Raw genomic sequence first — 25,859 nt, forward strand, 5'->3', positions numbered from 1 at the left:
CGCGCGGCGTACGGCGACCGAGCGCGCCTCACGGAGTGAGGCCAAGAGCGATGAGGCCATGAGCACAGAGGCGCCCGAGAACGTCCATTTGATCGGTGGGGAAATGCTGCTGTGGTCTGACATGTCCAACGTGGGCGGCACGACGGACTGGCGGGGTGCGGCGCTGGAGCTGTTCAGGCGGATGCTCCCGCCGAGCGGCAGGGTCCTGCTGGTCGGCCCGCACCCTCAGCTGGTCGTGGAGGAGGTGGCGGCGCAGGCTCCATCGGCGGCCGTGCTCCTGCGTTCCTATCCCGACGCCTGCGCGCTCGGCGAACGCCATCCGGGGCTGGCGATCTTCTGCGGACGGCTGGAGGTCTTCGCCGCGGACGAGCCGTACGACCTGGTGCTGGCGCTGGACGGGCTGCTGCGTACGCACTCCGCCGAGGCGCCGGCCGCCGCGTGGATCGAGTCCCTCGACGCCCTGGCCGCACTCGTCGCCCCCGGCGGGCGGCTGGTCCTCGGCGTACGTAACGACCTCGGCGTGGACCGCTTCATCGAGGCCCGGCCCGCCGACCGGGACGGCGCCGACGACCAGTGGGCCCCGCACGGCTTCGACCCCAGTTACCCCAGCGGGCCGGCCGCCCTGGACGCCGGGCTGGAGTCGGCGGGGCTGACGGTGCAGCGGCGTTATGCGGCGTACCCGTGCCGGCAGGCGCCCCGTTCCTTGCTCGCGCGTGAGGCACTGACGTCCGGCCTGCCGGACGCGCTCACGTTCTCACTGAGCTCCAGGGGCGGCGACCGCATGCTGGTGGCCGACCCACTGCACCTGACCCGCCTGGTGTTCCGGCACCGCCTGGGGGAGGAGCTGGCCCCGCTGTGGCTCGCCGTGGCCACCCGTCCCCCACAGGGCGGCGAAAGCCCCGGCACAGGCGGGGCGGGCGAGCTGCCGCTCGGCCTCATCGAGGAGGGGCCGGCCCTGTACGAGCTCACCCGCGGGGGGCTCAAACAGCTCCCCGTCGGCGCCGAGCACCCCATCCCCGCGGGCAGGGTCGTCGAGGAGATCCTCGTCGAGGCGTGCGCACGCGAGGACGTCAAGACCGTCCGCGAGCTGCTCAAAGACCTCGCCATCTGGCTGGAGCAGGGCGGTGACGCGGCCGCCGCCACCGACAGCCTGGTCTACGACGGCGAGCGGTTCGCCGCCATCGGCCCCATGGCGGCCCCGTCCACACCACCGGAGCCCCGTGTCGTCCTGTGCCGGATCCTGCGGCGGTTCGCGGTCAGGCTGCTGGCGGCCGGCCACCACCACCCGTGGCCGTGGCCGTTGGAGGCGGACCAGCTCACGCTGACCCTGTGCGGCATGGCCGACCGCCCCTGCGACTCCGGCGATCTCGACCGGGCCCGCAAGCTCGACGCCGAGCTGGGCCAGCCCGCCGAGCTGGCGGAGCAGGCGCCGACGTACCGCGACCTGCTGAGCGTCCGCGACCGGCTGGCCGACCAGCTCACCGCCGCCCTGGCGCGGGTCGCGCGTCTGGAGACCAAGCTGTCCTACCGGGAGCGCGAGCTGGTCAGGGCGCGGGCGAAGATCCGCAAGACGCAGCGCAAAGCCACCGCCTACCGCAGAACGCTCGGCTACCGGCTCTCGCGCCGCCTGTCCCGCCCGCGCAGGGTCGCCCGCAAGGTCTTCCGCTTGTTGTCCGGCTGACGAAGAGGAGCACAGGTGCCGGTTCTGTCGGTGATCGTCCCGTTCTACAACGTCGAGAAGTACATCGGACCCTGCCTGGACTCCATCGCCGCCCAGACCTTGAAGGATCTGGAGGTGATCTGCGTGGACGACGGCAGCGACGACGGCGGCCCCGCCGTCGTCGAGGCCAGGCAGGCCGACGACCGCCGCATCCACCTCATCCGACAGGACAACCACGGGGTCGGGCATGCCCGGAACGTCGGCGTGCGCCAGGCGGCCGGCCGCTACCTGGCCTTCGTGGACGGTGACGACACGGTGCCCCGGGACGCGCTCGGCCGCCTGGTGTCCTCGCTCGAATCCACGGGCTCCGACCTGGCCTGCGGAAACGTCATGCGCCTCTACAGGAACCTGCTGGTGCGGTCGTGGGCCCACAAGGAGGCGTTCGCCAAGCCCGTCAAGGGCACCCACATCACCCGCCACCCGCTGCTGATCCGCGACCGCATGCTCTGGAACAAGGTCTACCGCCGCTCCTTCTGGGACGAGCTCGGCCTGAGCTTCCCGGAGCGCATGTACGAGGACCAGGTCGTCGCCATGGCCGCCCACGTCGGCGCGCGTTCGGTGGACGTGCTGGCCAAGGTCGTCTACCACTGGCGGCAGCGCGACGAGCCGGGCTCCTCGATCACCCAGCGCCGCCTGGAGCCGGCCAACCTCCGCGACCGCCTCCTGTCGGTGCTGGAGACCGCCGACCTGCTGGCCCGCCGCGCCCCGCGGCTCAAGCCGGACTTCGACCGCGACACCATGGACATCGACATGAGCGTCGCGGTGGAGGCCGTGGCCGCCATGGGCCCGTCGGCGGACCCCGCGCTGATCGACCTGATCGCCCGCTATCTCGACGGCGTGTCACGCGAGGCGTGGCAGAGCGTGCCGTTCGCGCACCGGCTGCAGGTGCACCTGCTGCACGAGCGCCGCCTGGCCGAGCTCGTCGACGTACACGCCCAGGACCGCGACGGCCGGCTCCGCCCCCGGGTGAGACCGGCGGGCTTCCTGCGCAGGCGCTGGTACGGCCGCCATCCGTGGTTGCCGGGACGCCTGTCGGACGTGTCGGACGAGCTGGACGTGTCCGCCAGGCTCGTGGAGCTCGACTGGCGGGACGGCCGGCTCGCCGGCGCCGGATGGGTGGGCCTCGGCAACTTCGACGTCGGCGCGCTGGGCCGGGCGCGCCTACGCGTCCGGCTGGAGGAACGCGGGACCGGCGAGACCGTGCAGCTGTGCGAGCAGGACTCCGCGCCGGTCTGGAAGCACGTCGAGGACGAGGATGGCGACATACTGCCCCAGCACGTGTTCCCCTTCTCCTTCTCCTTCGACCCCGCCACGTTGACCCCCGCCCAGCTCGCCAGGCGCGGCCGGTGGGACCTGCGGCTCGACCTCAAGGGCCCGGGCCTGCGGCTGGACGGCAAGGTGGGCGGGCCACGCTGGCTGCCGCCCGCGATACCGGCGCCGCGCCGCAGGTCGGGGGTGTGGCTGGTGCCGGTGCGCACCGTCAAGGGCTCCTGGGGCCTGCGGCTGCGTACGGCGGAGGCGATCATCGGCGAGTGCCGGGTGGACGGCGGCGATCTGGTGTTCTCGGGGGAGATGTCCGACGTCGGCGACGGGGAGCCGATGCTGAGGCTGCGACGCAGGAGCGACGGCGAGGAGATGTACTTCCCGGTGTCGCTGGCCGGACAGGACTTCCACGCCCGGGTGCCGCTGGCCGACGTCGACGAGAGGGTGGGCGACGAGTCGTGCTGGGAGGTCGTCATCGACCAGGGCAAGGCGCTGCTCCCGCTGGTGCGCACCCGCCAGCGTCCCGTCGTGACCGTCGCGGAGCGGCATTTCCTGGTGGACCGGGGCGAGGACGGCTGCCTGCTGCTGGCCGAGCGTTAGACCAGGATCCCCGCCAGCGTCTCCACGACGCGGTCCTGCTGGGCGTCGGTGAGGTCAGGGAAGAGCGGCAGCGACAACTCCTCGGCGTAATACGCCTCGGCGCGCGGGCAGAGACCGCGCCGGTAGCCGAGGTCCGCGAACACCGGATGCCAATAGGCCGGGACGTAATTGACCTGCACGCCGATGCCGGCGGCCCGCATGCGGTCGTAGACCTCGCGCCGCCTCCCGTCGCGGACGCGCACCGGATAGAGGTGCCAGCTCGGGGACACGTATGCCCGCTGCGCGGGAAGCGTCAGCCCCGGCACGTCGCGCAGCAGCACGTTGTAGCGGGAGACCAGCTCCCGCCGGCGCTCGCGGAAGCCGGCCAGCCGCCGCAACTGGCTGATGCCGAGCGCGCACAGCACGTCGGGCAGCCTGTAGTTGAGCCCGAACTCGTGCACCTCCTGGTGCCAGCCTCCGACGTCCGGCTCCCGCTGCTCGGCCGGGTCCCTGACCAGGCCGTGGTTCCTGAAGCGGGCCGCCCGCGCGTGCCGCTCGGGGTCGGCCGCCGCGACCGCGCCGCCCTCGGCGGTCGTCACGGTCTTGGTGGGGAAGAACGAGAACGTCGTCAGGTCCGCCAGCGACCCGACGGGCCGGTCCTTGTACGCCGCCCCGATCGAGTGCGCCGCGTCCGCCACCAGCGTCGCGCCCGCCTGGTCGGCGACCGCCCGCAGCTCGTCGTAGTCGGCGGGATGGCCCGCGTAGTCCACGGCCGTGACCACCCGCGTCCTGCGGCCGGCCAGCGCGGCCACGGCGTCCGGATCGAGGTTGCCGGTGTCGGGCTGCACGTCTGCGAAGACCACTCGCGCGCCGAGCAGCGCCGCCGTGGCGGCCGTGGCCACGAACGTCAGCGGAGACGTGATGACCTCGTCGCCCGCGCGCACCTCCGCCGCCGCGTAGGCAACGTGCAGCGCGGCCGTGCCCGACGTGACCGACACGCACGGCACGCCGCCCGCCCAGCGGGCCAGCTCCGCCTCGAACGCGCCCACCGCAGGACCCGTGGTCAGCCAGTCGCCGCGCAACACGCGGGTCACCGCCTCGACATCGGTCTCCGCGATGGACTGCCGCCCGTAGGGGAGCATCAGCCTGTCACCATGGTGCGCAGATCGTCCACCGACAACCATTGGTCGTTGGTGTCCGAGCGGTAGGCGAAGCCCTCCGGCAACATCTCGCCGGAGGGCGGCGGCGTATAGCCCCAGGTCGCGATCGTGGGCTGGACGACGAAGCGGTCCGGGAGCCGCAGCGCCCTGCGGCCGTCGTCGGGGCCGATCATCTCCTCGTGCAGCTTTTCGCCGGGACGGATGCCGATCTCGTAGATCGGGCTGTCCGGTGCCAGCGCCTCGGCCAGGTCGGTGATGCGCATGCTGGGGATGCGCGGCACGTAGAGCTCGCCGCCCCGCATCAGGTCGAACGAGTCCACCACGAACCTGACGGCCTGCTCGAGAGTGATCCAGAACCTGGTCATGCGCTTGTCGGTGATCGGCAGGCTGCTGCCCTGCTCGGCCAGGCGCAGGAACAGCGGCACCACCGAGCCCCTGCTGCCCACGACGTTGCCGTAGCGGACCACGGCGAAGCGGGTCTCGTGCGCGGCCGCGTAGTGGTTGGCCGACACGAACAACTTGTCCGCCACCAGCTTCGTGGCGCCGTAGAGGTTGATCGGGCTTGACGCCTTGTCGGTGGAGAGCGCGACCACCTTACGCACGCCGCAGTCGATGGCGGCCTCGACCACGTTCTGCGAGCCGGCGACGTTGGTGCGGACGTATTCGAACGGGTTGTATTCGGCCGTGTCCACCTGCTTGAGCGCCGCCGCGTGGACGACGTGGTCGACGCCGTGCATGGCGCGGGTCAGGCGGTCGCGGTCTCTGACGTCACCGATGAACCAGCGCAGCCGCTCGTCGTCGCCGAAGAGCTGCCTGGTCTCGTATTGCTTGAGCTCGTCGCGGGAGAAGACCACCAAGCGGCGCACCCCCAGCGAGTCGAGCGCATGGCGGATGAAGGCCTTGCCGAACGACCCCGTCCCGCCCGTGATCAGAATCGACGATCCGCTGAGAATGCTCACGTGCCCCCCGAAAATCGCACTTAGCGCTGTAGCGGTCATGCTCGGCGGTAGCATAGCGCGATCGGTCAATGACGCACTGTCACACGGGGGAATGGGGCTGCTGTGCGTATTGTCGGGATCATTCAGGCTCGTATGGGATCTACACGATTGCCGGGCAAGGTGCTGCGGCAGCTGGGCGACGGCGGCCGGTCCGTGCTGGGGTGGGTGGTGCGTGCCGTTCGCGAGTCGGAGGCGGTGGACGACCTCGTCGTCGCCACCACGACCGAGGAGGTCGACGACGTGGTGGTCGCCGAGTGTTGCCGCCTCGGCGTGGACTGGCACCGGGGACCCGTGGACGACGTGCTCACGCGGTTCATGCAGGCGCTGGAGGAGCGGGAGGGGGAGGCCGTGATGCGCTTCACGGCGGACTGCCCGCTGCTCGACCCCCAGGTGATCAGGGAGGCCGCGCTCGTCTACCGGGCCGTGCCCGGGCTCGGCTACCTGAGCACGAGCCTGCCCCGTACGCTGCCGCGCGGGCTCGACGTGGAGATCGTGAGCCGGGAGGCGCTGGAGCGGGCCGACCGGGAGGCCACCGCCTATCACCGCGTGCACGTGACCTCCTATGTGTACGAGCAGCCCGGTGACACGCGGCTGCTCGGGCTCGCCCACCAGCCCGTCGCCGACGATCTGCGGGTCACGCTCGACACCGAGGACGACTGGCGGCTCATCTCCCAGGTGGTGGACGCGCTGGGCGACGCCTGCGTGCCGGTCGGGAGGCTGGTGAGCTGGTTGCGCGACCACCCCGAGGTGCGCGGGCTCAACGCCCACGTCAAGCAGAAAGCGCTCCAGGACGCGTGACCGGTCGGGTCGGTTTCCGCTGCGACGCCGGGGTCGGGCGCGGCGTCGGGCATCTGGTGCGCTGCGTGGCCCTCGCCGAGGAACTCCGCACGCGCGGCGTGGACGTCGTGTTCGCCGGCGCGGTGCACGGGTCCGCGTGGGCGCGGGCGCAGTTGCGTGACCGCGGCCTGCCGCTGGTGGCCGCGCCGGACGAGCCGGTCCGGCTGGCGGAGCTGGCCCGCAAGCTCCGGCTGGACGCGGTCGTGCTCGACTCCTACGACCTGCCGGCGGAGACCGGGGCGGTGCTCGGGGACGCGGGTCTGGCGGTGCTCGCCATCGTCGACGGCGATCCGCTGGGCCAGGCGGCCGACCTCTACCTGGACCAGAACCTCGGCGCCGAACACCGGCCCTTCCACGCCGGCCCCCGGCTGGCCGGGGCGGATTACGTGCTGCTGCGGGACGGCGTACGGCGGTGCCGGCGGGCGTCACGCGAGCTCCGGGGCGCCAGGGCGGTGCCGCGGGTGTTGTGCTTCTTCGGCGGCACCGACAGCGCGGGTGTGGTGCCCGCCTGGGCGGAGGCGCTCGTGGCGACCGGCGTGCCGTTCGAGGGCACGATGATCAGCCCGGCGCCGTTCGCGGGAGGCGACGCGATCACCGTCATCCCGCCGACGGACCGGCTGCCCGAGCTCATGGCCCGGGCCGACCTGGTGGTCACCGCGGCGGGCTCGGCCGTCTGGGAGCTGCTCCACCTCGGCGTGCCCACCGCGCTGACCTGGGTGGCGGACAACCAGCTCATCGGCTACGAGGAGCTCGTGGGCAGGGGTGTCGCGGCCGGGCTCGGCGACAAACCCGGCGAGCAGGCGGTCGGTACGCTGGCCCGCCTCCTGGCCGATCCCGCCGCCCGCGAGGAGCACGGCCGGCGGGGCGGCGGCCTGGTGGACGGCAAGGGCCGGGAACGCGTCGCCGACGCCCTGCTGGCACTGTTCTAGATCAGGTCCCAGCTCAGCGGCGTGCCTTTCGGGACGTCACGGACGAAGTGTCGCCCCATCACGTCCCGCGCCGCGTCCGGAGGCAACCCTCCGGCGGGCCGGATCGACCGTACGTTCGCCGCGCTGACCGGCTCACCGGCGCGCACGTCGCGGACCACGTACAACGACCGGCGGAACCGCAGCCCTTCGCGTTCGGACGCCCGCGGCCCGATCACCGCGCTCCCCAGCGCCTCCCAGGCCCGCTCGCTCTCGGTCACCAGCGCCGCCAGCTCATGGGGCTCCAGCGAGAAAGCGGCGTCCACCCCGCCGTCGGCCCGCGAGGCGGTCACGTGCTTCTCGATCAGGCAGGCCCCCAGCGCGACCGCGGCCAGCGGGACCCCGATGCCGGGCGTGTGGTCCGAGACGCCCACCACCTCCCCGGTGAGCGCCGCCAGCAGCGGCAGCGCCCGCAGGTTGCTCTCGGCAGGCGAGGCCGGGTAGGAGGCCGTGCACGCCAACACGGCGAGTTGTGCGCACCCGGCCTCTTTGGCGGCGGTCACGGCGGCGTGGATCTCGCCGGTCGACGCCATCCCCGTGGAGATGATCAGCGGCTTGCCGGTGCCGGCCGCCAGCCGGATCAGCGGCAGATCCACGATCTCCGAGGAGGCGATCTTGTAGGCGGGCACGTCGAGCTTCTCGAGGAGCTCGACGGCCGTCGGGTCGAAGGGAGAGGAGAAGACAATGAGCCCGTGCGCTCGGGCCCGCTCGAAGATCGGCTCGTGCCACTCCCACGGCGTGTGGGCCCGCTCGAAGAGCCGGTAAAGCGTCTCGCCGCCCCACAGCGCGTGCTCGTCGCCGACGCGGAACGCCGGCCCGTCGGCGTCGACGGTGAGCGTGTCCGGCCGGTACGTCTGCAGTTTCAGCGCATGTGCGCCGGTCGCGGCCACCGCGTCCACGATGGCGAGCGCCCGCTCCAGGCTCCCGTTGTGATTGCCGGACAACTCGGCGACGACGAACGGCGGATGCCCCGGCCCGATCGGCCGTCCCGCGATGGAGATCATGAGTCTTCCTTCCTCAGTTCGATGGCCACGACGTCGCGTGCCACCCCGTCCACGTCCCGCCGGTAGGTCCCGACCTCGACGAACCCGAACCGCCTGTGCAGCAGCCTGACCGGCTCGTTGTCGGCCAGCACGGACCCGCGCAACGTCGTCAGCCCGAGCGGGCCGAAGGCGTGGTCGATGGCCGCCCGCTCCAGGCCGATCCACGCCCGCAGCAGCGTTCCCGACCGTTCGAGCCCGTCGAAGTCCAGGTAGAAGCCCCAGCAGGCGCTCACCGCCGACAGGTCCGCGTACGTCACCACGCCCGCCGCGGTCCCCCCGTGGTCGTAGATCAGCACCCGTTTCGCCGGATCGGCCCGGACCGCCGCCCACCAGCGGGCATGCTCGCCGGCCCCGATCTCATGTGTGGTGAAGCTGGCGGCGCGCACCCGAGGGTGGTTGCGCCAGCGCCGCATGACCGGTAGATCGTCGTCCCGAACGCCTCTCAGCATCGCGTTCCTTACCGTCTGTCATTGTTCCTTTGCCCAACGTAGCGGATGGCGCGTCGGGTAAAGAGCTCATCAGGCTCAGGTCTCGGGCGCGGAGTCCAAGGCATGCTGCCCTCGATCCCCGATCCCGAGGCCAAGGAGCAAATCGGCATGATCCCCCTTCTCAGCGTCGTCGTCCCGATCCACAACGTGGAGCCGTACCTCACCGAGTGCCTGAAGTCGCTGGCCGTCCAGACGCTTGAGGACTTCGAGGTGATCATGGTCGACGACGGGTCCAGCGACGGCAGCCGGCGGATCGCCGAGGACTTCGTCGCCGCGGACCGCCGCTTCGTCCTGATCGGGCAGCGCAACCTGGGGCCGGGGCCGGCCCGCAACGCGGGGATCGAGCGGGCCAGGGGGGCGTACCTGGCCTTCGCCGACGCCGACGACGTCGTGCCGCCGGAAGCGTACGAGCGGCTGGTCGCCACGCTCGCCGAGACCGGGTCCGACCTGGCGTGCGGCGCGGTGCGGCGGCTCGTCGACGGCGTGCTCGAGGAGTCGATCCTGCACGAGAGGGTGTTCAGACGGCCGAAATTGTGCACGCACATCACCGACAAGCATGTGCTCATCAGGGACCGCACGATCTGGAACAAGGTCTACCGGCGGGCCTTCTGGGAGCGTGCCAGGCTGGAGTTCGCCGCCGGCATCTACGAGGACGTGCCGGTGGCCATGCAGGCGCACGTGCTGGCCACCAGCGTGGACATGCTGGGCGACGTGGTCTACCACTGGCGCAGGCGAGAGTGGTCCATCACGCAGTGCCGGAACGAACTGCCCAACCTGCACGAGCGGCTGGCCGCCATCCGCGCGGTCCGGGCGTTCCTGGACGAGCGGGCCCCCGAGTTGCTCGACGGCTTCGACGCGCTGGTGCTGGAGAAGGACATCGTCTTCCTGTTCCAGGCGCTGGAGACCGCTGAGGAGCCGGGCCCAGTGCTCGATCTGGCCCGCGCCTGGATGGCCGAGCTGGGGAAGCACGCCCTGGACACCGCCCCGTCGTTGCGCCGCCTGGAGCTGCACCTGATCGGGCGCGGCCTGGTGGCCGAGCTGCGGAAGGTACGCGAGTTCCGGCGCGCCCGCGAGGACGCTGCCCGCGTGGTGCCGCGCGGCTGGCGCACCACCGGCTGGTACGGCGACTACCCGTTCTTCCGGGACCGCCGCCTCAAGATCCCCGACTCCGTGTTCGACGCCCGGGAGGAGCTGAAGCTGCTCGCCAAGGTCGACAGCTGCGAGTGGACGGGCGCTGAATACCGGCTGCGCGGGCAGGTCGCGATCCACCGGGTCGACCGTCGGATCGGCCGGGTCGATCTGTGGCTCAGTGACGGCCGCCGCAGGATCCCGCTGGAGACCCAGCGGGCCGGACGCCATGGAATCGTCACGACCTTCGACCCGGAGCGGCTGGCCGGCGGTGGCCCGACCTGGCGGCTGCAAGTGCGGGCCGAGATCCGCGGGCTGGTGCTGAAGGGCTGGTTCAGGGATGCCGAGGCGGGCGGGTCGTGGCGGTTCACGCCATCAGGAGTGCCGGGTTGGTCAAGAAGCGGCATGGACATGCCCCAGTAGTTCCAGACAGTAATCGCGAGAGCGCGTGTCGTGTTCATGCTGGTCTCCATGAGGACCTATTCGCTCGATGACGTCTATGGGACCCGCAAGCGGAGAGACTCCTGGTGGACCGTGTACTTCGTGGACCCGGTCGCCTGCCGGGTCGCGCTCGTCGTCGCCAACCGCACCCGGCTGACGCCCAACGCGCTCACCGTGCTCTCGCTGGTCCTCGGCATGGTGTCGGCCGCTTGCTTCGCAGCCGACCAGCTCGTCGCGGGCGCTGTGGTCTTCTATCTCAGCTTCATGATCGACTGCGTGGACGGCAAAATAGCCAGGCTCAAAGGCACGGGGACGCCCTTCGGCCTCTGGCTCGACTACGTGGGCGACCGGATCAGAGTGGTCCTGTGCGCCGGGGGGCTGGCGTGCGGGCAGTACACCCTGACCGGGGAGGTGCGGTGGGTGTTCCTCGGCGCGGCGGTGGCCGTGCTGGACCTGTTCAGATACGTCAACGCGCCGCAGATGAAGCGCGTACGCGAGGCCGTCAGGGAAGCCCGGCAGCTGCCGGTGCTCGATGAGGACCCCGAGCTGCTGGACGAGGTGCCGTTGGAGCAGCTGCCGCTGGAACCACGGCCGCGCGAACCGCTGCCACTGGAGCGAGTGGCGCCGGAACGGGCGCCGCGGCCGCGCAGCTTCCCTCGGCGGCTCAACAGGTTCCTGGCACGGCGCCGGGTCCGCTCACACCTGATCAGCGGCATCGAGTTCCACGCGGCGGTGTTCGTGGTCGCGCCTCTCGCCGGGGCGTGGGCGCTGATCCCGCTCGCCGCGATGGCGGGGGTTCTGCTGCTCGCCAACGAGGTCGTCCTTGTCTACCGGATGTGGCTCTTCACGCGCAGGCACGGCGTGGTCTCCTCTCAGGAGAGCCGAGAGCACGTTCTCGTCTAGTTTTCGGGGGTTAGTACGAAATGTCCGACCGACCAGTCTTCGTCATCGGATGTCCGCGCTCCGGCACCACGATGCTCCAGCTCATGCTGCACTCGCACCCGCGCATGGCGGTGCCGCCGGAGACCCGCTTCCTCGTTCCCGCGTATTACCGCCGGCGCAAGTGGGGCGACCTGCGGGTGACCCATCGCCGTCGCGCCCTGGCGGAGTGGATCGCGACCGACCGCACCACCAAGTTCCGCGAGCTCAAGATCGACAAGGACGAGTTCGTCAGGCAGTGCGTGGCCGGTCCCGGCTCGCTCGGGTCGGTGATCGGCACCGCCTTCCGCATGTATGCCGACCGGTTCGACAAGAGCCGCTGGGGCGACAAGCGGCCCAGCTACGTCAAGCAGGTGGACATGCTGCTGAGGCTGTTCCCCGACGCGCAGTTCATCCACCTGATCAGGGACGGCCGCGACTGCGTGTCGTCGCTGAAGGAGATGCCCTGGTACACGCTGGACTCCTTCCACGCCATCTCCACCTGGGCCGAGGCCATCGACGCGGGCGCCCGGCTGCGCCGCACGTTGCCCGAGGACACCTACTACGAGCTGCGGTACGAGGACCTCACCGACGATCCCTCGACCGAGCTGAAGAAGATCTGCCATTTCCTGGAGGAGGAGTTCTCGCCGGCGATGGTCTCTCCACGCGAGGCGGCCAGCGTGGCGGTGCCGCAGCACAAGGTCTGGCACAGCAACACGCACGGCGAGGTCATCCGCACCCGCGTGGGCAGCTGGGCCAACCGCCTGGAGGACTGGGAGATCGCGCTGTGCGAGCACATGCTCGGCGACCGCCTGGAGTCCATGGGCTACGAGCTGACCGGCGCGCCCAAGCCGTCCAGGGAGCACATCACGACCTGCCAGAAGACGATGCAGAAGCGCAGGGCCAGCCGCATGCGCAAGCACGTGCGCGACCGCTTCAACCGGCTGCGTGAGCCGAGCCCGGTGGCCGCCATGCTCACCTCGCGCCAGCGCTCGCTCGCGGGAGTCCCGCAGCAGCGCCCGGAGCTGGTCGTCTAGCGCTCGATGTGGGAGAACAGCCGCTCCCACCGGTCCAGCACGTGGTCGAGGCGGAACGCCTCGGCCCGTGCGCGGGCGGCGGCCCCGAGTCGCCGCCGCTCGTCCCCGGAGTTCATGAGCCGGGCCAGCTCCGCTCCGAAGGCGTCCACGTCACCCGGCGGCACCAGCACCGGGCCCGCGGAGCGCACGCCGCCCGACACGTCGAACGCCACCGACGGCACCCCGTGCGCGCCCGACTCCAGCAACACGATCGGCAGGCCCTCGTGCTCGCTGGTCAAGCCCAGGATCGCGGCGTTGAGGTACTCGGCGGGCAACTGCGCGGCCGGCACCAGGCCTCTGAGGACCACGCGGTCGCCGACGCCCTCCCTGTCCGCGTGCGCGCGTAGCCGTTCCCGCTCGGCGCCGTCGCCGATGAGGTGCAGCTCCCATGGCGGCGGCGCTCCCGTACGTGCGAACGCGCTGATCAGCCGGTCGAACCGCTTGACGCCCTCCAGCCGGCCCATGCCGATCACCCTGGGCGAGGCGAGCGTGGACGCCCGCTCCGGCCAGACGGCCAGCGGGTTCGGCAGGGTCCAGGTGTTGGGCAGCAGCGCGTGCTCGGAGAAGCGCCATGCGTCGTCTTCGCTCAGGAAGACCGCCTGGTCGAGGTCGGGGTAGTGCTTCCTGATCGAGCCGAGGTGCCAGCAGCCGCGGGCGTGGTCGTACGAGCCGTGGTACTGGCCGATCGGACGCAAGCCGGCGGGCAGCAGCCCGGACAGCTTGATCACCACCGATGGCGAAGTCATGATCGCATACCCCGGCCCGAGCGCGGCCAGCAGCTTGCGCGCCTTCCGGTCGGACGTGATCAGGTGACGGTGGTAGAGCGGCCGGTCCACGTAGGCGAACGGTGAACGGGACCGCTGCAGGCCGATCACGTGCACCTCATGGCCGCGCTCGGCCAGTCCCTGGGCGAGCGTGTGCGTGACCTGCTGGATGCCGCCGAGGGTGTCGGCGTCCATGCAGGCGAAGACCACCCTCACCGGGTCGCCCTGGCGAGATCGGGCCCGAAGAAGTCGTCCACGATCCTGGCGGCCGCGTCCCCGCGCTCGTCGGCGCACCACAGGTCGCGGAAGGCCGCGTACCGTCCGGCGAAGGACGCGTGCACGTCCGGCAGCCGCCTGATCACCTTCACCAGCTCTTCCGTCGTCGTGACACACGGCCCTGGCGCGATGGCCGGCAGGTCGTGGTAGACGCCGCGCTCCGACAGCCGGTAGTCGTCCCAGTCGTCGATGAAGAACACCATGGGCTTGCCGGTGATCGCGTAGTCGCACATCACGGACGAGTAGTCCGTCAGCAGCGCGTCCGAGGCCAGCATCAGATCGTTGATCTCGGGATAGGACCCGGCGGACCGGACGAAATGTTTGAGGTGCTCGGGCGGGTTGTAACGCTCGACCGGATGGGTCCGCAGCACCAGCACCCAGTCGTCGGCCAGCTCCTCGGCGAGCATCTCCAGATCGACCCGTACGGATTTGCCGCTCCCTTTTGCCCAATCCCGGTAAGTAGGCGCATAAAGAAGGATTTGTCGCCTATGCGGGATCTCCAGCCGCCTCCGCACGTCCCCGACGGCCTCGCCCCTGACCAGCGCGTCGCAGCGCGGCGTCCCGTACCGGTAGACCTTGCCCGTGTACCCGTTGGTGGGCACGAAGATCCGCGAGAACTCCGCGCTCGGCGACACCAGCGCGTCCCACCGTGCCACCGCCGCCCGCCACTGCGCCCGCGGCTTGTCGAAGTCGGCCCGCAGGTCGGGCGCGTCCAAGCCGATCGACTTGATGCCCTGCCCGTGCCACGTCTGCAGGTAGCGGGTGCCGCGCGGCTTCGGGTAGTCCAGCGGGAACCCGTGGCTGTCCACCCAGATCCCGGCCCGCGCCATCGTCCAGAGGTAACGCCAGCTGCCGCGCCGTACGAGCCGCACGCCGCGAGGGAAATGCCCGCGGTTCTTGGCCACCGACCACACCACCTCGACCGGCGATCCCCGCCGCCGCAACTCCTCGTAGACGGCCCGCGGGCTGCCGCTGCAACTCTTGCCGACGTCGGACTCGAACAACGCGAGGTCGCGTCGCCGCGGTAGCACCTTGATCAGCATCTTGTAAGCGCGTAGCTTGAGGCGCGGAGTGTTGAGCCGTTTCAGCAACGCCTGCTTGACCCGCCGCCACACCGACCGCGGGGTGGGATCGGATCGCACGCACAGGTACGCGGCGTAGCCCTCGACCAGCAGCCGGCACCCCGGCAGCTCGATCGGCGGCGTGCGCGGGTCGGCGATGATCCGGTCGGTCGTGGTGTGCCCGTCGGAGGCCCTGGTGAAGCCGATGCGCGGATCGCACGTTCCGGAAGGCGTGAAGACGACCTCGGTGACGTATCCGCCCTCGCCGGACGGCTCCGGCTCGATGGGGATCTTCTCCCTGCCGAGCTGGAGGAACGCCGTCCAGTCCAGCGGCAGCGAGCCGAACGGATCGTAGCTCCGCACGGTCATCCGCACCCGGTCCCCGTCGCAGGCGATCTCCACCGCCTCGTGCCGCAGCCGGGAGGCCGAGAAGGGCAGCTCGGCCAGCCGCAGCCCGGTGATGTCCAGCCCCGGCGAGACCGACGTGCCCCAGTACGTGCGCCCGTTGAGCTGCACGGCCGCCCGCGGCGCGGCCCGCGGCCCGGTCAGCGAGCCGGCCGCGATCCGCAGGTCCTCGATCCGATCGTCGAGGATGAGCCGGCAGCAGACCCGTTCGAGCGGCTCGGCCTCGTCCATCAGCTCGGCCGGGATCTCCTCCAGGTACGGCCGCACGATCGAGGCGAACTCCTTGACCCACACCAGGTCCCGCGCCGGCAGCGGGTTGAGATAGACCCGCAGGTCCTGCCGCAGGAACCGGCGCTGCCGGTGCGGCACCAGGTCCTCTGCCCCGTGCGCGCGCAGGATGTCGTCGCTCAGCCGGGCCGCGATGACCCGCTGGCGCACGTTCTCCATGTCGTCGATGCTGAGGGAGATCGAGGCGTTCGTCGGGGCCCGGTGCCAGTGGTAGACCACCCAGGGCACGACCGCGAACCGGCGTGACACCGCGTACAACTCGGCGGCGAAGACGTGGTCCTCGTAGTGGATGTCCTCCGGGAAGCGCAACGACCTCTCCCGCAGCCGGCCCACGTCGTAGAGCTTGTTCGTGCTGAAGCAGTCCAGGAACAGCCCGGGCTCCGCACGGATGCCCTCGACCACCCGCCGCCGGGCGAACAACGACGGATAGTACGGCACGAGCCGCCCGTTCGACTCGAACAACCGCGAGATCTGCCCCGACACGAAGTCCGCCCCGGTCCGCTCGATCTCGGTGAGCAGGCTCTTGCACGCGTGCCGGGGCAGCTCGTCGTCGCTGTCGAGGAACATGACGTACGGCGCCGCCGCGGCGTCGATGCCGTCGTTGCGCGGCGCCCCGCAGCCTCCGCTGTTGACCTCTCTGCGCAGGTAGCGGACCCGTGCATCGTGTTCGGCGAGCCGGGCCGCCACCTGCGGGGTGTCGTCGGTGCTCGCGTCGTCGGCGATGATCACTTCGAGATCGCGGAGCGACTGGCCGAGCACCGAGCGCACCGCCCTGGGCAGGCGGGCCGCGTCGTTATACGTGATCACGACAACGGTGCAGTCCGGCATCCCCAAGTCCCCCCGCTGGTCCAACTGCCTGCGGGGATGGCCCTGCCCCCGAGCTGGGGGAAGTGTCCGGAGTTGGTGGAGTTTTGCCTGAATCCTGAGTGTTTGCGTCAGCGCATAACGCGACGAATCACCCAAGCGATGATCACCAGCCCCACGAGCGCCGCCGCGATAGGCGCCAGCCGCTTCAGCACCGGCTGCCCGGCGATCTCCAGCAGGTCGAGCGCCTCCTCGTCAGGAGTGCGCGAGGTACGCAGCGTGCCCGCGGGGCGTATGTCCTCATCGGGCGTGGGCACGGCGCTCAGGTGCCGCTCCTCCTCCTGCGCCGCCTGCGGCTGGGCGGGCTCCACGGTGGGCTCGGACAGCAGCTCGGCCAGGTTTTCCGCGAACTTGTCGATGAGCTTCGCGCCCACCTCGGCCATCACGCCCCGCCCGAACTGGGCGGGCCGCCCGGTCACGTTGAACGTCGTCTCCACGGTCACCGCCGTTGCCCCCTCGTGCGGCGTCATCCGGGCCTTGACCGTGGCCGAGGCCGTGCCGGAGCCACGGGCCTCCTTGCCCGACGCCTGGATGGAGAGCGTGTGGGAGTCCTTGTCCACGTCCTCGAACCTGGCCGACCCCCGATAGGTCACCATGATCGGGCCGACCTTGACCTTCAGCCTGCCGGTGAACTCGTCGCCCTCGAAAATGTCGAGTGTCGCCCCGGGCAGGCACGGCGCGACCCGCTCTACGTCGAGCAGCACGGCCCAGGCCTGCTCGATCGGGACTGGAACAGTGAACTCGTGCTCGAACCGCATCGCCATCGATCCGCTCCTTCTGCCGATGTTGCGACAGTACGACGGCTGGGGCGCCCCTGGAAGAGGCGCCCCAGGTAGAGGTCAGGGCGCCCCGGCGGCGGTGCGTACCGCGCGGTGGGTCAGGACCCTGGCCAGGTGACGGCGGTAGTCCGGCTGCGCGTGCAGATCCGCCGGCGGCGAGGTGTCCGCCGCCGCGTCCTCGCACGCCTGCCGGATCTGGTCGCCCAGCTCCATGCCCTGCAGGGCGGACTCGGTCGCGCGGGCGCGCACGGGCGTCGGGCCCATGCACGTCAGCCCGATCCTGGCCTCGGCGATCGCGCCGTTGGAGCGCTTGACGGCCGCCGCCACGCCGACGATGGCCCACGCCTGCGCGGTGCGATGGAACTTCTCGTAGTGGAAGCCCCAGCCCTCGCCCAGCTTCGGGATCTTCACCCCGGCCAGGATCTCTCCCGGCTCGAGCGACGACTCGAGGTAGTCGACGAAGAAGTCGGCGGCGGGGATCTCCCGCTCGCCCTGCGCCGACCTGGCCACGAACACGGCGTCCAGGGCCAGCACCACGGCCGGCAGGTCGCCTGCCGGATCCGCGTGCGCCAGCGAGCCGCCGAACGTGCCCCGGTGCCTGATCGCCGGATCCGCCACGTGGGCGGCGGCCAGCGCCACCAGCGGGCAGCCGGCGTTGACCACGTCGGAGCGCATGACCTCGTCGTGCGTGGCCATCGCGCCGATGAACACATGGTCACCGCGGTCGTGCACGCCCTTCAGCTCCGTCAGCCGCCCGATGTCGACCAGCGTCGACGGGTACGCCAGCCGCATCCTCAGCAGCGGCAGCAACGACTGCCCGCCGGCCAGGACCTTGGCGTCCTCGTCCGACGCGAGCGCCTGCGACGCCTCGGCGAGCGACTCCGGGCGCACGTACTCGAACTGCGCGGGAATCATGGCCGCACTCCTTCCTGCGCTCGTTCTCCCAGGGCCCGCCAGACACGTTCGGGCGTGCACGGCATCTCGACGTCCTGGATGCCGAACGGGCGCAGGGCGTCCACGATGGCGTTCACCACGGCCGGGGTCGAGGCGATCGTCCCGGCCTCGCCGACGCCCTTGACCCCGAGGGGGTTGCTCGTCGCGGGCGACTCGGTCCTGTCGAGGGTGAAGGTCGGCAGGTCCGCCGCCGACGGCAGCAGGTAGTCGGCCATCGTCGTGGTCAGCAGGTTGCCGTCGGCGTCGTACACGGCCTCCTCGAACAGCGCCTGCGCGATGCCCTGCGCGATGCCGCCGTGCACCTGCCCCTCGACGATCAGCGGATTCACCACCTTGCCGACGTCGTCCACCGCCACGTACGAGCGGATCTTCACCATGCCCGTCTCGGTGTCCACCTCCACCGCGCACAGGTGGGTCCCGTGCGGGAAGGAGTAGTTCTCCGGGTCGAACGTGGCGTCGGAGTCCAGCCGCGCCTCGACGCCCTCGGGCAGGTCGTGCGCCGCGAAAGCGGCCCACGACAGCTCCTGGATGGTCTTCTGCGACTCCGTGCCCCGCACCTTGAACGCGCCCGCCTCGAACTCCAGGTCGTCCGGCGAGCACTCCAGCACGTGCGCGGCCAGCCTGCGGGCCTTGTCCTTGACCTTCTCGCACGCCTTCAGCACCGCGATGCCGCCGATCACCAGCGAACGCGAGCCGTAGGTGTCCATGCCCTTGTGGGCGATCGCCGTGTCTCCGTGCAACACCGTGACGTCCTCGAACGGCACCCCGAGCGCGTCGGCCACGATCTGGCTCCACGCCGTCACATGGCCCTGCCCGTGCGGGGAGGTGCCGGTGATGACCTCGACCTTGCCCGTCGGCAGCAGGCGCACCGAGCCGTGCTCCCAGCCGCCGGCGGCGTACTTGGCCTCGCCGAGCAGCCTGGACGGCGCCAGACCGCACATCTCGGTGTACGTGCTCACGCCGATCCCCAGCTGCACCGGGTCGCCCCGGTCCCGCCGGTCGGCCTGTTCGGCGCGCAGCTTGTCGTAGCCGAACATCGCGGTCGCCTTGTCCGTCGCCGCCTCGTAGTTGCCCGAGTCGTAGGTCAGCCCCGAGATCGTGGTGTACGGAAACTCCTCGTGCTTGATCCAGTTGCGCCTGCGCACCTCCAGCGGGTCCATGCGCACCTCGGCGGCCAGTTCGTCCATCACCCGCTCGATGCCGAACGTCGCCTCGGGCCGCCCCGCGCCGCGGTAGGCGTCGGTGGGCATCTTGGTGGTGAACACGCCCGTGCAGGCGAACTCGTACGCGTCCATCTTGTAGATCGCGTTGAACATCGAGGCGCCGAGCAGCGGGATCCCCGGCGTGACCAGCATGAGGTACGCGCCCATGTCGGCCAGCAGGTCCACCTGCAGACCGCGGATGCGCCCGTCGGCGTCGGCGGCCAGCCGGAGGTGCTGGATCTGGTCGCGGCCGTGGTGCACGGTCAGGTTGCCCTCGGAGCGGGACTCGGTCCACTTGACCGGCTTGCCCAGCTTGCGGGCGAGCAGCAGGCAGAGCACCTCTTCGGCGGTGACCTGCAGCTTCGAGCCGAACCCGCCGCCCACGTCAGGCGCGATCACGCGGATCTTGTGCTCGGGAATGCCGGTCACGACCGCCAGCATGACCCGCAGCACGTGCGGGATCTGCGTGGACGACCACACCGTGTACGAGTCGCCGTCCGTGTCGGCCATGACCGCCCGCGGCTCCATCGCGCTCGGGATCAGCCGTTGTTGCCGGAACGTCCGGTCGATGACGATGGGCGCGTCCCGGAAGGCGGCCTCGATGTCACCCGAGGTGATCTTGGCGCTGAACGCCTTGTTGCCCGCCTCGTGCACCTTGGGGCTGTCCGCGGTCAGTGCCTCCCTCATGTCGAGCACCGCGGGCAGTTGCTCGTACTCGACGTCGATGGCCTCCAGCGCGTCCGCCGCGCGGTAGCGGTCGGTCGCGATCACGCAGGCCACGGCCTCGCCGACGTACCGCACCTCCGACACCGCCATCGGCGGGTGGTCGGGGATGACCACGTCCTCGCTCACCGGCCACGCGCAGGGCAGGCTGCCCTGCTCGGCGGCGAAGTCCTGGCCGCTGAACGCCGCCACGACCCCCGGCAGCTCACGCGCCCCCGACACGTCGACCCGGGTGATCCTGGCGTGCGCCATCGGGCTGCGCAGGAACGTCACGTGCAGGAGCCCCGGACGCGACAGGTTGTCCGTCCACTGCGTGCGCCCCGTCAGCAGCCGCGCGTCCTCCTTGCGCTTACGCGGCCGGCCCACCTCGCGTGCGCCCGTCGGCTCGTTGATCTGGTCGCTGTCCGCTATCTGCTCGGCCACCAGGCCGGCGTCCACTTCGCTCATGGCGTGGTCACCGCCCGTCCCATTTCCTGGGCGCCCTTGCGTACGGCGCGGACGATGTTGCAGTAGCCCGTGCAGCGGCAGAGGTTGCCCTCCAGGCCGTGCCTGATCGTCTCCTCCGACGGATCGGGATCGTCCCTGAGCAGGTCTATCGCGGCCATGACCATGCCGGGCGTGCAGTAGCCGCACTGCAGGGCATGCTCTTCGTGGAAGGCCTGCTGCATGGGGTGCATCGACCCGTTGACGCCCAGGCCCTCGATCGTGACGATGTCACAGCCGTCGGCCTGGACGGCGAGGACCGAGCAGCTCTTCACGCTCTTGCCGTCGAGCATGACCGTGCATGCGCCGCAGTTACTGGTGTCGCAGCCGACAGGGGTGCCGGTCTTGCCCAGCCGTTCTCGTAGCAGATGGACGAGAAGGAGCCGCGGCTCGACGTCCTCCTCGTACTTGACCCCGTCGACGGTGACGGTGATTCGGGGCATACGTCCTCCCTCAGGAGCAGGGGAAAGGCGGACACACCCGAACCTACGCCGGTGTTACTCGGGGTCAAGGGTCACTTACCGCGGACCGCCCGTGCGACGATCGCGACAAGCCCTGCGAACGCCAGTCCCAGCACCATGACGCCGATCAGGACCAGCGGATCCCTGATCGCGCGTGTCACGATCAAAATACCCAGAACGACGAAGAGCACGCCGCTGAGCAGGGCCATCCAGTCCGTCCTGTGGAGCCGGCGGGGCCGCTCGACCTCACCCTCACGCGGCACGCCGCACCTCCATGTCGCCGAGCCCGCCCCTCAGGTTGAGCACGATCGTCGAGACCTTGCCCTTGGGCTCCGTCTCCGGCTCCAGCACTTTGTCCAGCCGGATGTCCACGCCGCCGCGCACCGACTGGTCGACCGTGATGTCGCCGATCTTGTTGGTGGCGTGCACCTCCAGCCTGACCGTCGGCGGCACGATCACCTGCAGCTCGCCCACCGACACCGCGGCGTTGACCGTCGCCGTCGTGCCCGGGGACAGCTCCAGCTCAGAGAGATCCAGCCGGCCGTCACCGACGCCGACGTCGTACGTGGCGCTCAGCTCGGCGAGCGTGGTCGGGGCCCACTCGGAAGGGCCGATGTTCCGGGGGAGGCCGCCCAGCATCAGGCCGACGCTCACGATGAGCGCCACCGCGGTCCCGGCCGCCACCAGCCCGGCGCCCCGGCCCCACCAGGCCGCGATCAGCAGCCCGGCGCCGATGGTGATGAGCATCGCGCCGCCGACGATGGTCGGGCTCACTCCGGCGGCCGACCTGGCCTGGACCGCCACGACGATCCCTCCAATGATGATTGCCAGCAGGATGGTGATGGCGCCGATGAACGACTTCGGCCTTCGCTCCCTCTTCGGGAGCGGGCGGCCGTACAGGATGGGGTCGTACGACGAGTAGCCGCCTGCCCGCTTGGCCGGGTCCAGCGGCCGGTACGGGCCGCTGGGCGCGAAGGGCTCGCCGTACGGGGTGTAGGTGCTCGCCGAGGCCGCCGCTTCGCTCACCCGCGTCTCATCGGGGCGGGCCGCCGCCTCGCGCGCCCGGGCGGTCGTCTCCCTCGCGCGGGCCGCCGCATCGCCGGCGAGAGCCGCTGTCTCGCTCGCGCGCTCCGTCGGCTCGTCCCCGCGCGCTGCCGCGCCGGGGAAAGCGGCGGTCTCGCCCGCACCGGCGGCCGCGCTGGGGTAGGCGGCGGTCTCGCCCGCATCGGCGGCCGCGCTGGGGTAGGCGGCGGTCTCGTTCGCGCGCGCTGCCTCGCCATCCAGGGCCGTCTCCGGGGCCGCGGCGCCCGGCGTCGTCGTGCCCATGGCCGGCGCCTCAGGGGCCGGTGCCATGGGGTCCCCGGCCTGGTACGGCTCCGCGGCCTGTCCAGGCGCCGGCGAGGCCGTGGGCTCGGGCCGGACGGGGGGCGCCGGACGTACCGGGGGAGCGGCCGGCTGGCCGGCGTAGGACGGCGCGGCCTGCTCGTCCACGCGCCGGCGGCTGAGCCGCTCCGGCATCGACCGGGCCAGCCCCACCAGATCCACCCCGCTGGAGTGCGCCGCCAGCAGCGACACGGCCAGGAGCACGCCGACCACCAGCGTCCCCGTGCCGAACCAGACCGTGGCCAGGTTGATGGCCAGCCCGAAGGCCAGCACCGCCGTCAGCAGCGCCAGCACCGCGTCACCGTCGAAGTCGCGCCGCGTCCACTGCTCGATGATCCCCGGCCGCCCGTTCGGCTCCTTCATCAACAGGAACGCCGCCAGATACAGGAACAGGCCGACACCAGAGCCGAGCAGCAGCACGGCGAAGGTCACCCGGAACACCACGGGATCGATGCCGGTGTGCCGCCCGAGCCCAGCGCACACTCCCATGAGGATGCGTCCCTCGCCGCTACGTCGCAGTACCTTGCGGGTGGCGGCAGGTTCTCTGGGCGGAGCTTCTGTCATGAAACCCATCGTGGCCCCACGCGCGTAGTACTCGCATCCGGGACACCCCTGACCCGACCCGGGGGTTGTTCCCTGATGCCCAGGACATCCCCGACATGTGACGATGGCCATGTTATGGCTGACCAGAAGACTCTCGCCGAGCCCACCGGCGACGCGCCCTACCGGCGCATGATGCGCCCCATGGAAGGCCGCCTGCTCGGCGGCGTCGCCCAGGGGCTGGCGACGCAGCTCCGGCTCGATCCCGTGGTGATCAGGCTGGCGTTCGTGCTGCTCAGCGTCGGTGTGGTCGACGGCGTCGGCGCGGTGATGTACGCGGTGTTGTGGATGATCACGCCGCGGCAGCCGTACCAGGGGCAGCCGCCGACGCGGGACTGGAGCCAGCTCGCGGCCTTCACCGCGATCGGGGTGGCGTTGCTCGCGTTCGGCTGGCTCACCGGAGCCTCCCAGGGCGGGATCGGCATGTTGCCGTTCGCGGTTGGCGGCATCGGCGCGTTGATCCTCTGGCAGCAGGCCGACCCCGAGCGCCGCCGGAGCTGGATGAGCGGGGCGGCACTCAGCATCAGGAAGAACCGCGTGCGCACGCTGCTCGGCGTGGTGCTCGTGGTGATCGGCGCGGCCGGATTCCTGTACTCGCAGGGCGAGCTGGCCCAGGCCAGGCCGGGGCTGCTGTTCACGGTCGTGGTCGTCGGCGGCCTGGCGGTCATCGCCGCGCCCTGGCTCGCGGGCCTGTGGAAGGAGCTGCAGCTGGAGCGGCGCGAGCGCATCAGGCAGGAGGAACGCGCCGAGGTCGCGGCCATGGTGCACGACTCGGTGCTGCACACCCTCACGCTGATCCAGCGTGTCGCCCACGACCCGCGCGAGGTCACCCGCCTGGCCCGATCCCAGGAGCGCGAGCTGCGCAACTGGCTCTACCAGCCCGCGCAGGACGCCGACGCCACGCTGGCGGCCGCCGTACGCAGGATCGCGGCCGAGGAGGAGGACGCGCACGGCGTGCCGATCGAGGTCGTCTGCGTCGGCGACATCGACCTCGACGGGGGTGGCCGGCTCGGCGCCATGCTGAAAGCGGCCAGGCAGGCGATGGTCAACGCCGCCAAATACTCTGAAAGTCCCTCCATCTCCGTCTACGCCGAAGTAGAGGGTGAAGAGGTCACGATTTTCGTGAAGGATCGGGGCAAGGGGTTCGATCTGGAGGCGGTGCCGCTCGACCGGATGGGGATCAGGCAGTCCATCATCGGGAGAATGGAGCGGCACGGAGGTTCGGCCCGCGTACGCACCGAGCTCGGTGAGGGCACGGAAGTGATGTTGACGATGAAGGTGGAGAAGGCATGACGCGCGTATTGATCGTCGACGATCACCGGCTGTTCCGGTCTGGCGTACGCGCCGAGCTGGGCGACTCGATCGAGGTGGTGGCCGAGGCCGAGGACGTCGAGTCGGCCGTCAAGGCGATCGCCGAGCACCAGCCCGACGTGGTGCTGCTGGACGTGCACATGCCGGGGGGCGGTGGCCAGGAGGTCCTGCGCCGGGTTCTGGGCTCCGGCTCCCAGGTCCGCTTCCTCGCCCTGTCGGTCTCCGACGCGGCCGAGGACGTCATCGGCGTGATCAGGGGCGGCGCGCGCGGCTACGTCACCAAGAACATCAGCGGTAAGGAGCTGACCGACGCCATCCGCCGGGTCGCCGATGGCGACGCCGTGTTCTCGCCGCGACTGGCCGGGTTCGTGCTGGACGCGTTCGCCTCGTCGGAGGCGCCGCCGATCGACCCCGAGCTCGACTCGCTGACGCAGCGCGAGCGCGAGGTGCTGCGGTTGATCGCGCGCGGGTACGCGTACAAGGAGATCGCCAAGGAACTGTTCATCTCGGTCAAGACGGTGGAGACACACGTCTCGTCCGTCCTGCGCAAGCTCCAGCTCTCCAACCGCCACGAGCTGTCCCGCTGGGCCACCGCACGCCGCCTGGTCTAGCGGATTACACCGTTACTGGAAAGTTATCCGTTTTCGGCAGACGAAACACTGGTCTCAATTGTCACACAAGGAGGTAGATAGGCACTTAGTCCAGGAGTAACCCCTTTGAAGCGCGTCACCCGGATACTTCCGGCCATGGTCGCACTGGTCGCCGCGACGGCGTGTGCGGCGGAGAGTGTCCCCGCACCGCGACCCCAGGCCACCGCGATCCAGACTCCCGCGGCCGCGGCTGCCGCAGCCCCGGCGAAGAAGGTCAAGCTCGACATCGCCGACATCACCCCCATGGGGGAGAAGAGCGAGAAGGTAGGCGTCGGCTTCCCGATCATCGTCACGTTCGACCGTGACGTCAAAGCCAAGGACAGGGCGACCGTCGAGGCTGTGCTGGAAGTGACGCCGGAGAAGCCGGTCGAAGGCGCCTGGCGGTGGGTGTCGGCGCGCAAGGTCATCTACCGGACCAAGACGTACTGGAAGCCGTACCAGAAGGTGCTCTTCACCGCGAGATTGTCGGAGCTGCCGGGTAACACCGGCGCCAAGGACGTCTCCCGCCGCTTCGCCGTCGGCGCGCAGCACATTTCCGTGGTCAACACCCGTACGCACCAGATGAAGGTCTACCGGAACGGCAAGCTGGCCAAGAAGATCCCGATCAGCGCCGGAAAGGGCGGCCTGATCAGGAACGGCGTGGACGTCTACCTGACCACGAGCGGCATCCACCTCACGATGGGCAAGAAGGCCGTCGAGACCATGACCTCCTCCTGGATGGGCGTGACGGATCCGAAGGATCCGCGCTACTACAAGGAGGAGATCCCGTGGGCGGTCCGCATCTCCGACAGCGGTGAGTACGTCCACCAGAGCGCCGGCTACTACCACTTCCTGGGCCGTTCCAACCAGAGTCACGGCTGCGTCCGCGCCACCCCGGCCGGGGCCAAGTATTTCTACACGATCGCCCAGCGCGGTGACGTCGTGAAGATCACCGGCACCAAGCGCAAGCTGCAGTGGAACAACGGCTGGAGCTACTGGCAGCTCAACTGGACCCAGTGGAAGAAGGGCAGCGCGCTGTAACGCCCGGCCGCCGGCGGCT

The 25,859-nt window shown here is 70.7% G+C and carries 22 protein-coding genes; 10 read left to right on the forward strand and 12 right to left on the reverse strand.

What is annotated here, in order from left to right:
- The first annotated feature begins 58 nt into the window (after positions 1-58).
- Together EDD27_RS49590 and EDD27_RS49595 are read left to right on the forward strand one after the other, a co-directional pair.
- A complete protein-coding gene (locus EDD27_RS49590; RefSeq protein WP_127939672.1) occupies positions 59-1,681 on the forward strand; it encodes a class I SAM-dependent methyltransferase in 1,623 nt (540 codons plus the stop codon).
- 15 nt (positions 1,682-1,696) lie between these two features.
- Positions 1,697-3,583 (forward strand): glycosyltransferase family 2 protein, encoded by a 1,887-nt coding sequence (locus EDD27_RS49595; protein WP_127939673.1) that lies wholly within the window; start codon positions 1,697-1,699, stop codon positions 3,581-3,583.
- Here the strand turns inward: EDD27_RS49595 and EDD27_RS49600 are convergent.
- On the reverse strand, positions 3,580-4,704 hold the full coding sequence (locus EDD27_RS49600; protein WP_127939674.1) for a DegT/DnrJ/EryC1/StrS family aminotransferase: 1,125 nt from the start codon (positions 4,702-4,704) through the stop codon (positions 3,580-3,582). The genes EDD27_RS49595 and EDD27_RS49600 overlap by 4 nt on opposite strands.
- The gene (pseB, locus tag EDD27_RS49605; protein ID WP_127939675.1) at positions 4,704-5,681 is read right to left on the reverse strand and encodes a UDP-N-acetylglucosamine 4,6-dehydratase (inverting); all 978 of its coding nucleotides are present in this window, start codon (positions 5,679-5,681) and stop codon (positions 4,704-4,706) included. Before pseB ends, EDD27_RS49600 begins: the two co-directional genes overlap by 1 nt.
- 102 nt (positions 5,682-5,783) lie before the next feature.
- Here pseB and EDD27_RS49610 point away from each other — a divergent pair, with 102 nt between their 5' ends.
- On the forward strand, positions 5,784-6,518 hold the full coding sequence (locus EDD27_RS49610; RefSeq protein WP_127939676.1) for a cytidylyltransferase domain-containing protein: 735 nt from the start codon (positions 5,784-5,786) through the stop codon (positions 6,516-6,518).
- Positions 6,515-7,486 (forward strand): PseG/SpsG family protein, encoded by a 972-nt coding sequence (locus EDD27_RS49615; protein WP_127939677.1) that lies wholly within the window; start codon positions 6,515-6,517, stop codon positions 7,484-7,486. The genes EDD27_RS49610 and EDD27_RS49615 overlap by 4 nt, the downstream gene beginning before the upstream one ends.
- On the opposite strand, the gene pseI is transcribed toward EDD27_RS49615, so the two are convergent.
- Together pseI and EDD27_RS49625 are read right to left on the reverse strand one after the other, a co-directional pair.
- On the reverse strand, positions 7,483-8,526 hold the full coding sequence (gene pseI / locus EDD27_RS49620; RefSeq protein WP_127939678.1) for a pseudaminic acid synthase: 1,044 nt from the start codon (positions 8,524-8,526) through the stop codon (positions 7,483-7,485). The two genes, EDD27_RS49615 and pseI, sit on opposite strands and share 4 nt — an antisense overlap.
- Positions 8,523-9,014, reverse strand: coding sequence for a GNAT family N-acetyltransferase (locus tag EDD27_RS49625; RefSeq protein WP_127939679.1), 492 nt, complete (start codon positions 9,012-9,014; stop codon positions 8,523-8,525). The genes pseI and EDD27_RS49625 overlap by 4 nt, the downstream gene beginning before the upstream one ends.
- Positions 9,015-9,116: 102 nt before the next feature.
- Here EDD27_RS49625 and EDD27_RS49630 point away from each other — a divergent pair, with 102 nt between their 5' ends.
- The 3 genes from EDD27_RS49630 to EDD27_RS49640 are packed head-to-tail and all read left to right on the forward strand — an operon-like array spanning position 9,117 to position 12,577.
- Positions 9,117-10,604, forward strand: coding sequence for a glycosyltransferase family 2 protein (locus EDD27_RS49630; protein WP_164904142.1), 1,488 nt, complete (start codon positions 9,117-9,119; stop codon positions 10,602-10,604).
- A 48-nt stretch (positions 10,605-10,652) separates the two neighbouring features.
- Positions 10,653-11,525, forward strand: coding sequence for a CDP-alcohol phosphatidyltransferase family protein (locus tag EDD27_RS49635; RefSeq protein WP_241564656.1), 873 nt, complete (start codon positions 10,653-10,655; stop codon positions 11,523-11,525).
- Positions 11,526-11,545: 20 nt separating this feature from the next.
- Positions 11,546-12,577 carry a sulfotransferase family protein gene (locus tag EDD27_RS49640; RefSeq protein ID WP_127939681.1) on the forward strand — a complete coding sequence of 344 codons (1,032 nt, stop codon included), beginning with the start codon at positions 11,546-11,548 and terminating at the stop codon, positions 12,575-12,577.
- On the opposite strand, the gene EDD27_RS49645 is transcribed toward EDD27_RS49640, so the two are convergent.
- The 8 genes from EDD27_RS49645 to EDD27_RS49680 form a co-directional block, all read right to left on the reverse strand.
- The gene (locus EDD27_RS49645; protein WP_127941465.1) at positions 12,574-13,575 is read right to left on the reverse strand and encodes a glycosyltransferase; all 1,002 of its coding nucleotides are present in this window, start codon (positions 13,573-13,575) and stop codon (positions 12,574-12,576) included. The two genes, EDD27_RS49640 and EDD27_RS49645, sit on opposite strands and share 4 nt — an antisense overlap.
- A gap of 17 nt (positions 13,576-13,592) precedes the next feature.
- Positions 13,593-16,238, reverse strand: a complete 2,646-nt coding sequence (locus tag EDD27_RS49650) for a bifunctional glycosyltransferase/CDP-glycerol:glycerophosphate glycerophosphotransferase (RefSeq protein WP_127939682.1) — start codon at positions 16,236-16,238, stop codon at positions 13,593-13,595.
- A 107-nt stretch (positions 16,239-16,345) separates the two neighbouring features.
- Positions 16,346-17,038 (reverse strand): SRPBCC family protein, encoded by a 693-nt coding sequence (locus tag EDD27_RS49655; RefSeq protein ID WP_127939683.1) that lies wholly within the window; start codon positions 17,036-17,038, stop codon positions 16,346-16,348.
- A gap of 75 nt (positions 17,039-17,113) precedes the next feature.
- The gene (locus EDD27_RS49660) at positions 17,114-17,968 is read right to left on the reverse strand and encodes an FAD binding domain-containing protein (RefSeq protein ID WP_127939684.1); all 855 of its coding nucleotides are present in this window, start codon (positions 17,966-17,968) and stop codon (positions 17,114-17,116) included.
- A complete protein-coding gene (locus tag EDD27_RS49665) occupies positions 17,965-20,379 on the reverse strand; it encodes a xanthine dehydrogenase family protein molybdopterin-binding subunit (RefSeq protein ID WP_127939685.1) in 2,415 nt (804 codons plus the stop codon). Before EDD27_RS49665 ends, EDD27_RS49660 begins: the two co-directional genes overlap by 4 nt.
- Entirely contained in the window at positions 20,376-20,858 is a 483-nt protein-coding gene (locus tag EDD27_RS49670) for a (2Fe-2S)-binding protein (protein ID WP_127939686.1), read from the reverse strand. The genes EDD27_RS49665 and EDD27_RS49670 overlap by 4 nt, the downstream gene beginning before the upstream one ends.
- Positions 20,859-20,929: 71 nt before the next feature.
- Positions 20,930-21,085: a hypothetical protein gene (locus EDD27_RS49675; RefSeq protein WP_241564658.1), complete on the reverse strand. Its 156-nt coding sequence runs from the start codon at positions 21,083-21,085 to the stop codon at positions 20,930-20,932.
- A 43-nt stretch (positions 21,086-21,128) separates the two neighbouring features.
- Positions 21,129-22,823 carry a PspC domain-containing protein gene (locus EDD27_RS49680; RefSeq protein ID WP_164904144.1) on the reverse strand — a complete coding sequence of 565 codons (1,695 nt, stop codon included), beginning with the start codon at positions 22,821-22,823 and terminating at the stop codon, positions 21,129-21,131.
- A gap of 114 nt (positions 22,824-22,937) precedes the next feature.
- Here EDD27_RS49680 and EDD27_RS49685 point away from each other — a divergent pair, with 114 nt between their 5' ends.
- The 3 genes from EDD27_RS49685 (at position 22,938) to EDD27_RS49695 (ending at position 25,840) form a co-directional block, all read left to right on the forward strand.
- Positions 22,938-24,152, forward strand: coding sequence for an ATP-binding protein (locus tag EDD27_RS49685; protein WP_127939689.1), 1,215 nt, complete (start codon positions 22,938-22,940; stop codon positions 24,150-24,152).
- Complete coding sequence (locus tag EDD27_RS49690; protein ID WP_127939690.1) at positions 24,149-24,781, forward strand: response regulator; 633 nt, start codon at positions 24,149-24,151, stop codon at positions 24,779-24,781. The genes EDD27_RS49685 and EDD27_RS49690 overlap by 4 nt, the downstream gene beginning before the upstream one ends.
- Before the next feature lie 135 nt (positions 24,782-24,916).
- Complete coding sequence (locus EDD27_RS49695; protein ID WP_127939691.1) at positions 24,917-25,840, forward strand: L,D-transpeptidase; 924 nt, start codon at positions 24,917-24,919, stop codon at positions 25,838-25,840.
- Positions 25,841-25,859: the final 19 nt, after the last annotated feature.

This window comes from Nonomuraea polychroma (genome assembly GCF_004011505.1).
GTDB classification, from domain to species: Bacteria; Actinomycetota; Actinomycetes; order Streptosporangiales; family Streptosporangiaceae; genus Nonomuraea; species Nonomuraea polychroma.

What these genes read in the sequence shown, in the direction of transcription:
- EDD27_RS49590 (WP_127939672.1), top strand. Translation starts at nt 59, where the DNA reads ATGAGCACAGAGGCGCCCGAGAACGTCCATTTGATCGGTGGGGAAATG.
- EDD27_RS49600 (WP_127939674.1), bottom strand. Translation starts at nt 4,704, where the DNA reads ATGCTCCCCTACGGGCGGCAGTCCATCGCGGAGACCGATGTCGAGGCG.
- pseI (WP_127939678.1), bottom strand. Translation starts at nt 8,526, where the DNA reads ATGATCTCCATCGCGGGACGGCCGATCGGGCCGGGGCATCCGCCGTTC.
- EDD27_RS49625 (WP_127939679.1), bottom strand. Translation starts at nt 9,014, where the DNA reads ATGCTGAGAGGCGTTCGGGACGACGATCTACCGGTCATGCGGCGCTGG.
- EDD27_RS49630 (WP_164904142.1), top strand. Translation starts at nt 9,117, where the DNA reads ATGCTGCCCTCGATCCCCGATCCCGAGGCCAAGGAGCAAATCGGCATG.
- EDD27_RS49635 (WP_241564656.1), top strand. Translation starts at nt 10,653, where the DNA reads ATGAGGACCTATTCGCTCGATGACGTCTATGGGACCCGCAAGCGGAGA.
- EDD27_RS49640 (WP_127939681.1), top strand. Translation starts at nt 11,546, where the DNA reads ATGTCCGACCGACCAGTCTTCGTCATCGGATGTCCGCGCTCCGGCACC.
- EDD27_RS49645 (WP_127941465.1), bottom strand. Translation starts at nt 13,575, where the DNA reads ATGGACGCCGACACCCTCGGCGGCATCCAGCAGGTCACGCACACGCTC.
- EDD27_RS49650 (WP_127939682.1), bottom strand. Translation starts at nt 16,238, where the DNA reads ATGCCGGACTGCACCGTTGTCGTGATCACGTATAACGACGCGGCCCGC.
- EDD27_RS49655 (WP_127939683.1), bottom strand. Translation starts at nt 17,038, where the DNA reads ATGGCGATGCGGTTCGAGCACGAGTTCACTGTTCCAGTCCCGATCGAG.
- EDD27_RS49660 (WP_127939684.1), bottom strand. Translation starts at nt 17,968, where the DNA reads ATGATTCCCGCGCAGTTCGAGTACGTGCGCCCGGAGTCGCTCGCCGAG.
- EDD27_RS49665 (WP_127939685.1), bottom strand. Translation starts at nt 20,379, where the DNA reads ATGAGCGAAGTGGACGCCGGCCTGGTGGCCGAGCAGATAGCGGACAGC.
- EDD27_RS49670 (WP_127939686.1), bottom strand. Translation starts at nt 20,858, where the DNA reads ATGCCCCGAATCACCGTCACCGTCGACGGGGTCAAGTACGAGGAGGAC.
- EDD27_RS49675 (WP_241564658.1), bottom strand. Translation starts at nt 21,085, where the DNA reads ATGGCCCTGCTCAGCGGCGTGCTCTTCGTCGTTCTGGGTATTTTGATC.
- EDD27_RS49680 (WP_164904144.1), bottom strand. Translation starts at nt 22,823, where the DNA reads ATGACAGAAGCTCCGCCCAGAGAACCTGCCGCCACCCGCAAGGTACTG.
- EDD27_RS49685 (WP_127939689.1), top strand. Translation starts at nt 22,938, where the DNA reads ATGGCTGACCAGAAGACTCTCGCCGAGCCCACCGGCGACGCGCCCTAC.
- EDD27_RS49690 (WP_127939690.1), top strand. Translation starts at nt 24,149, where the DNA reads ATGACGCGCGTATTGATCGTCGACGATCACCGGCTGTTCCGGTCTGGC.
- EDD27_RS49695 (WP_127939691.1), top strand. Translation starts at nt 24,917, where the DNA reads ATGGTCGCACTGGTCGCCGCGACGGCGTGTGCGGCGGAGAGTGTCCCC.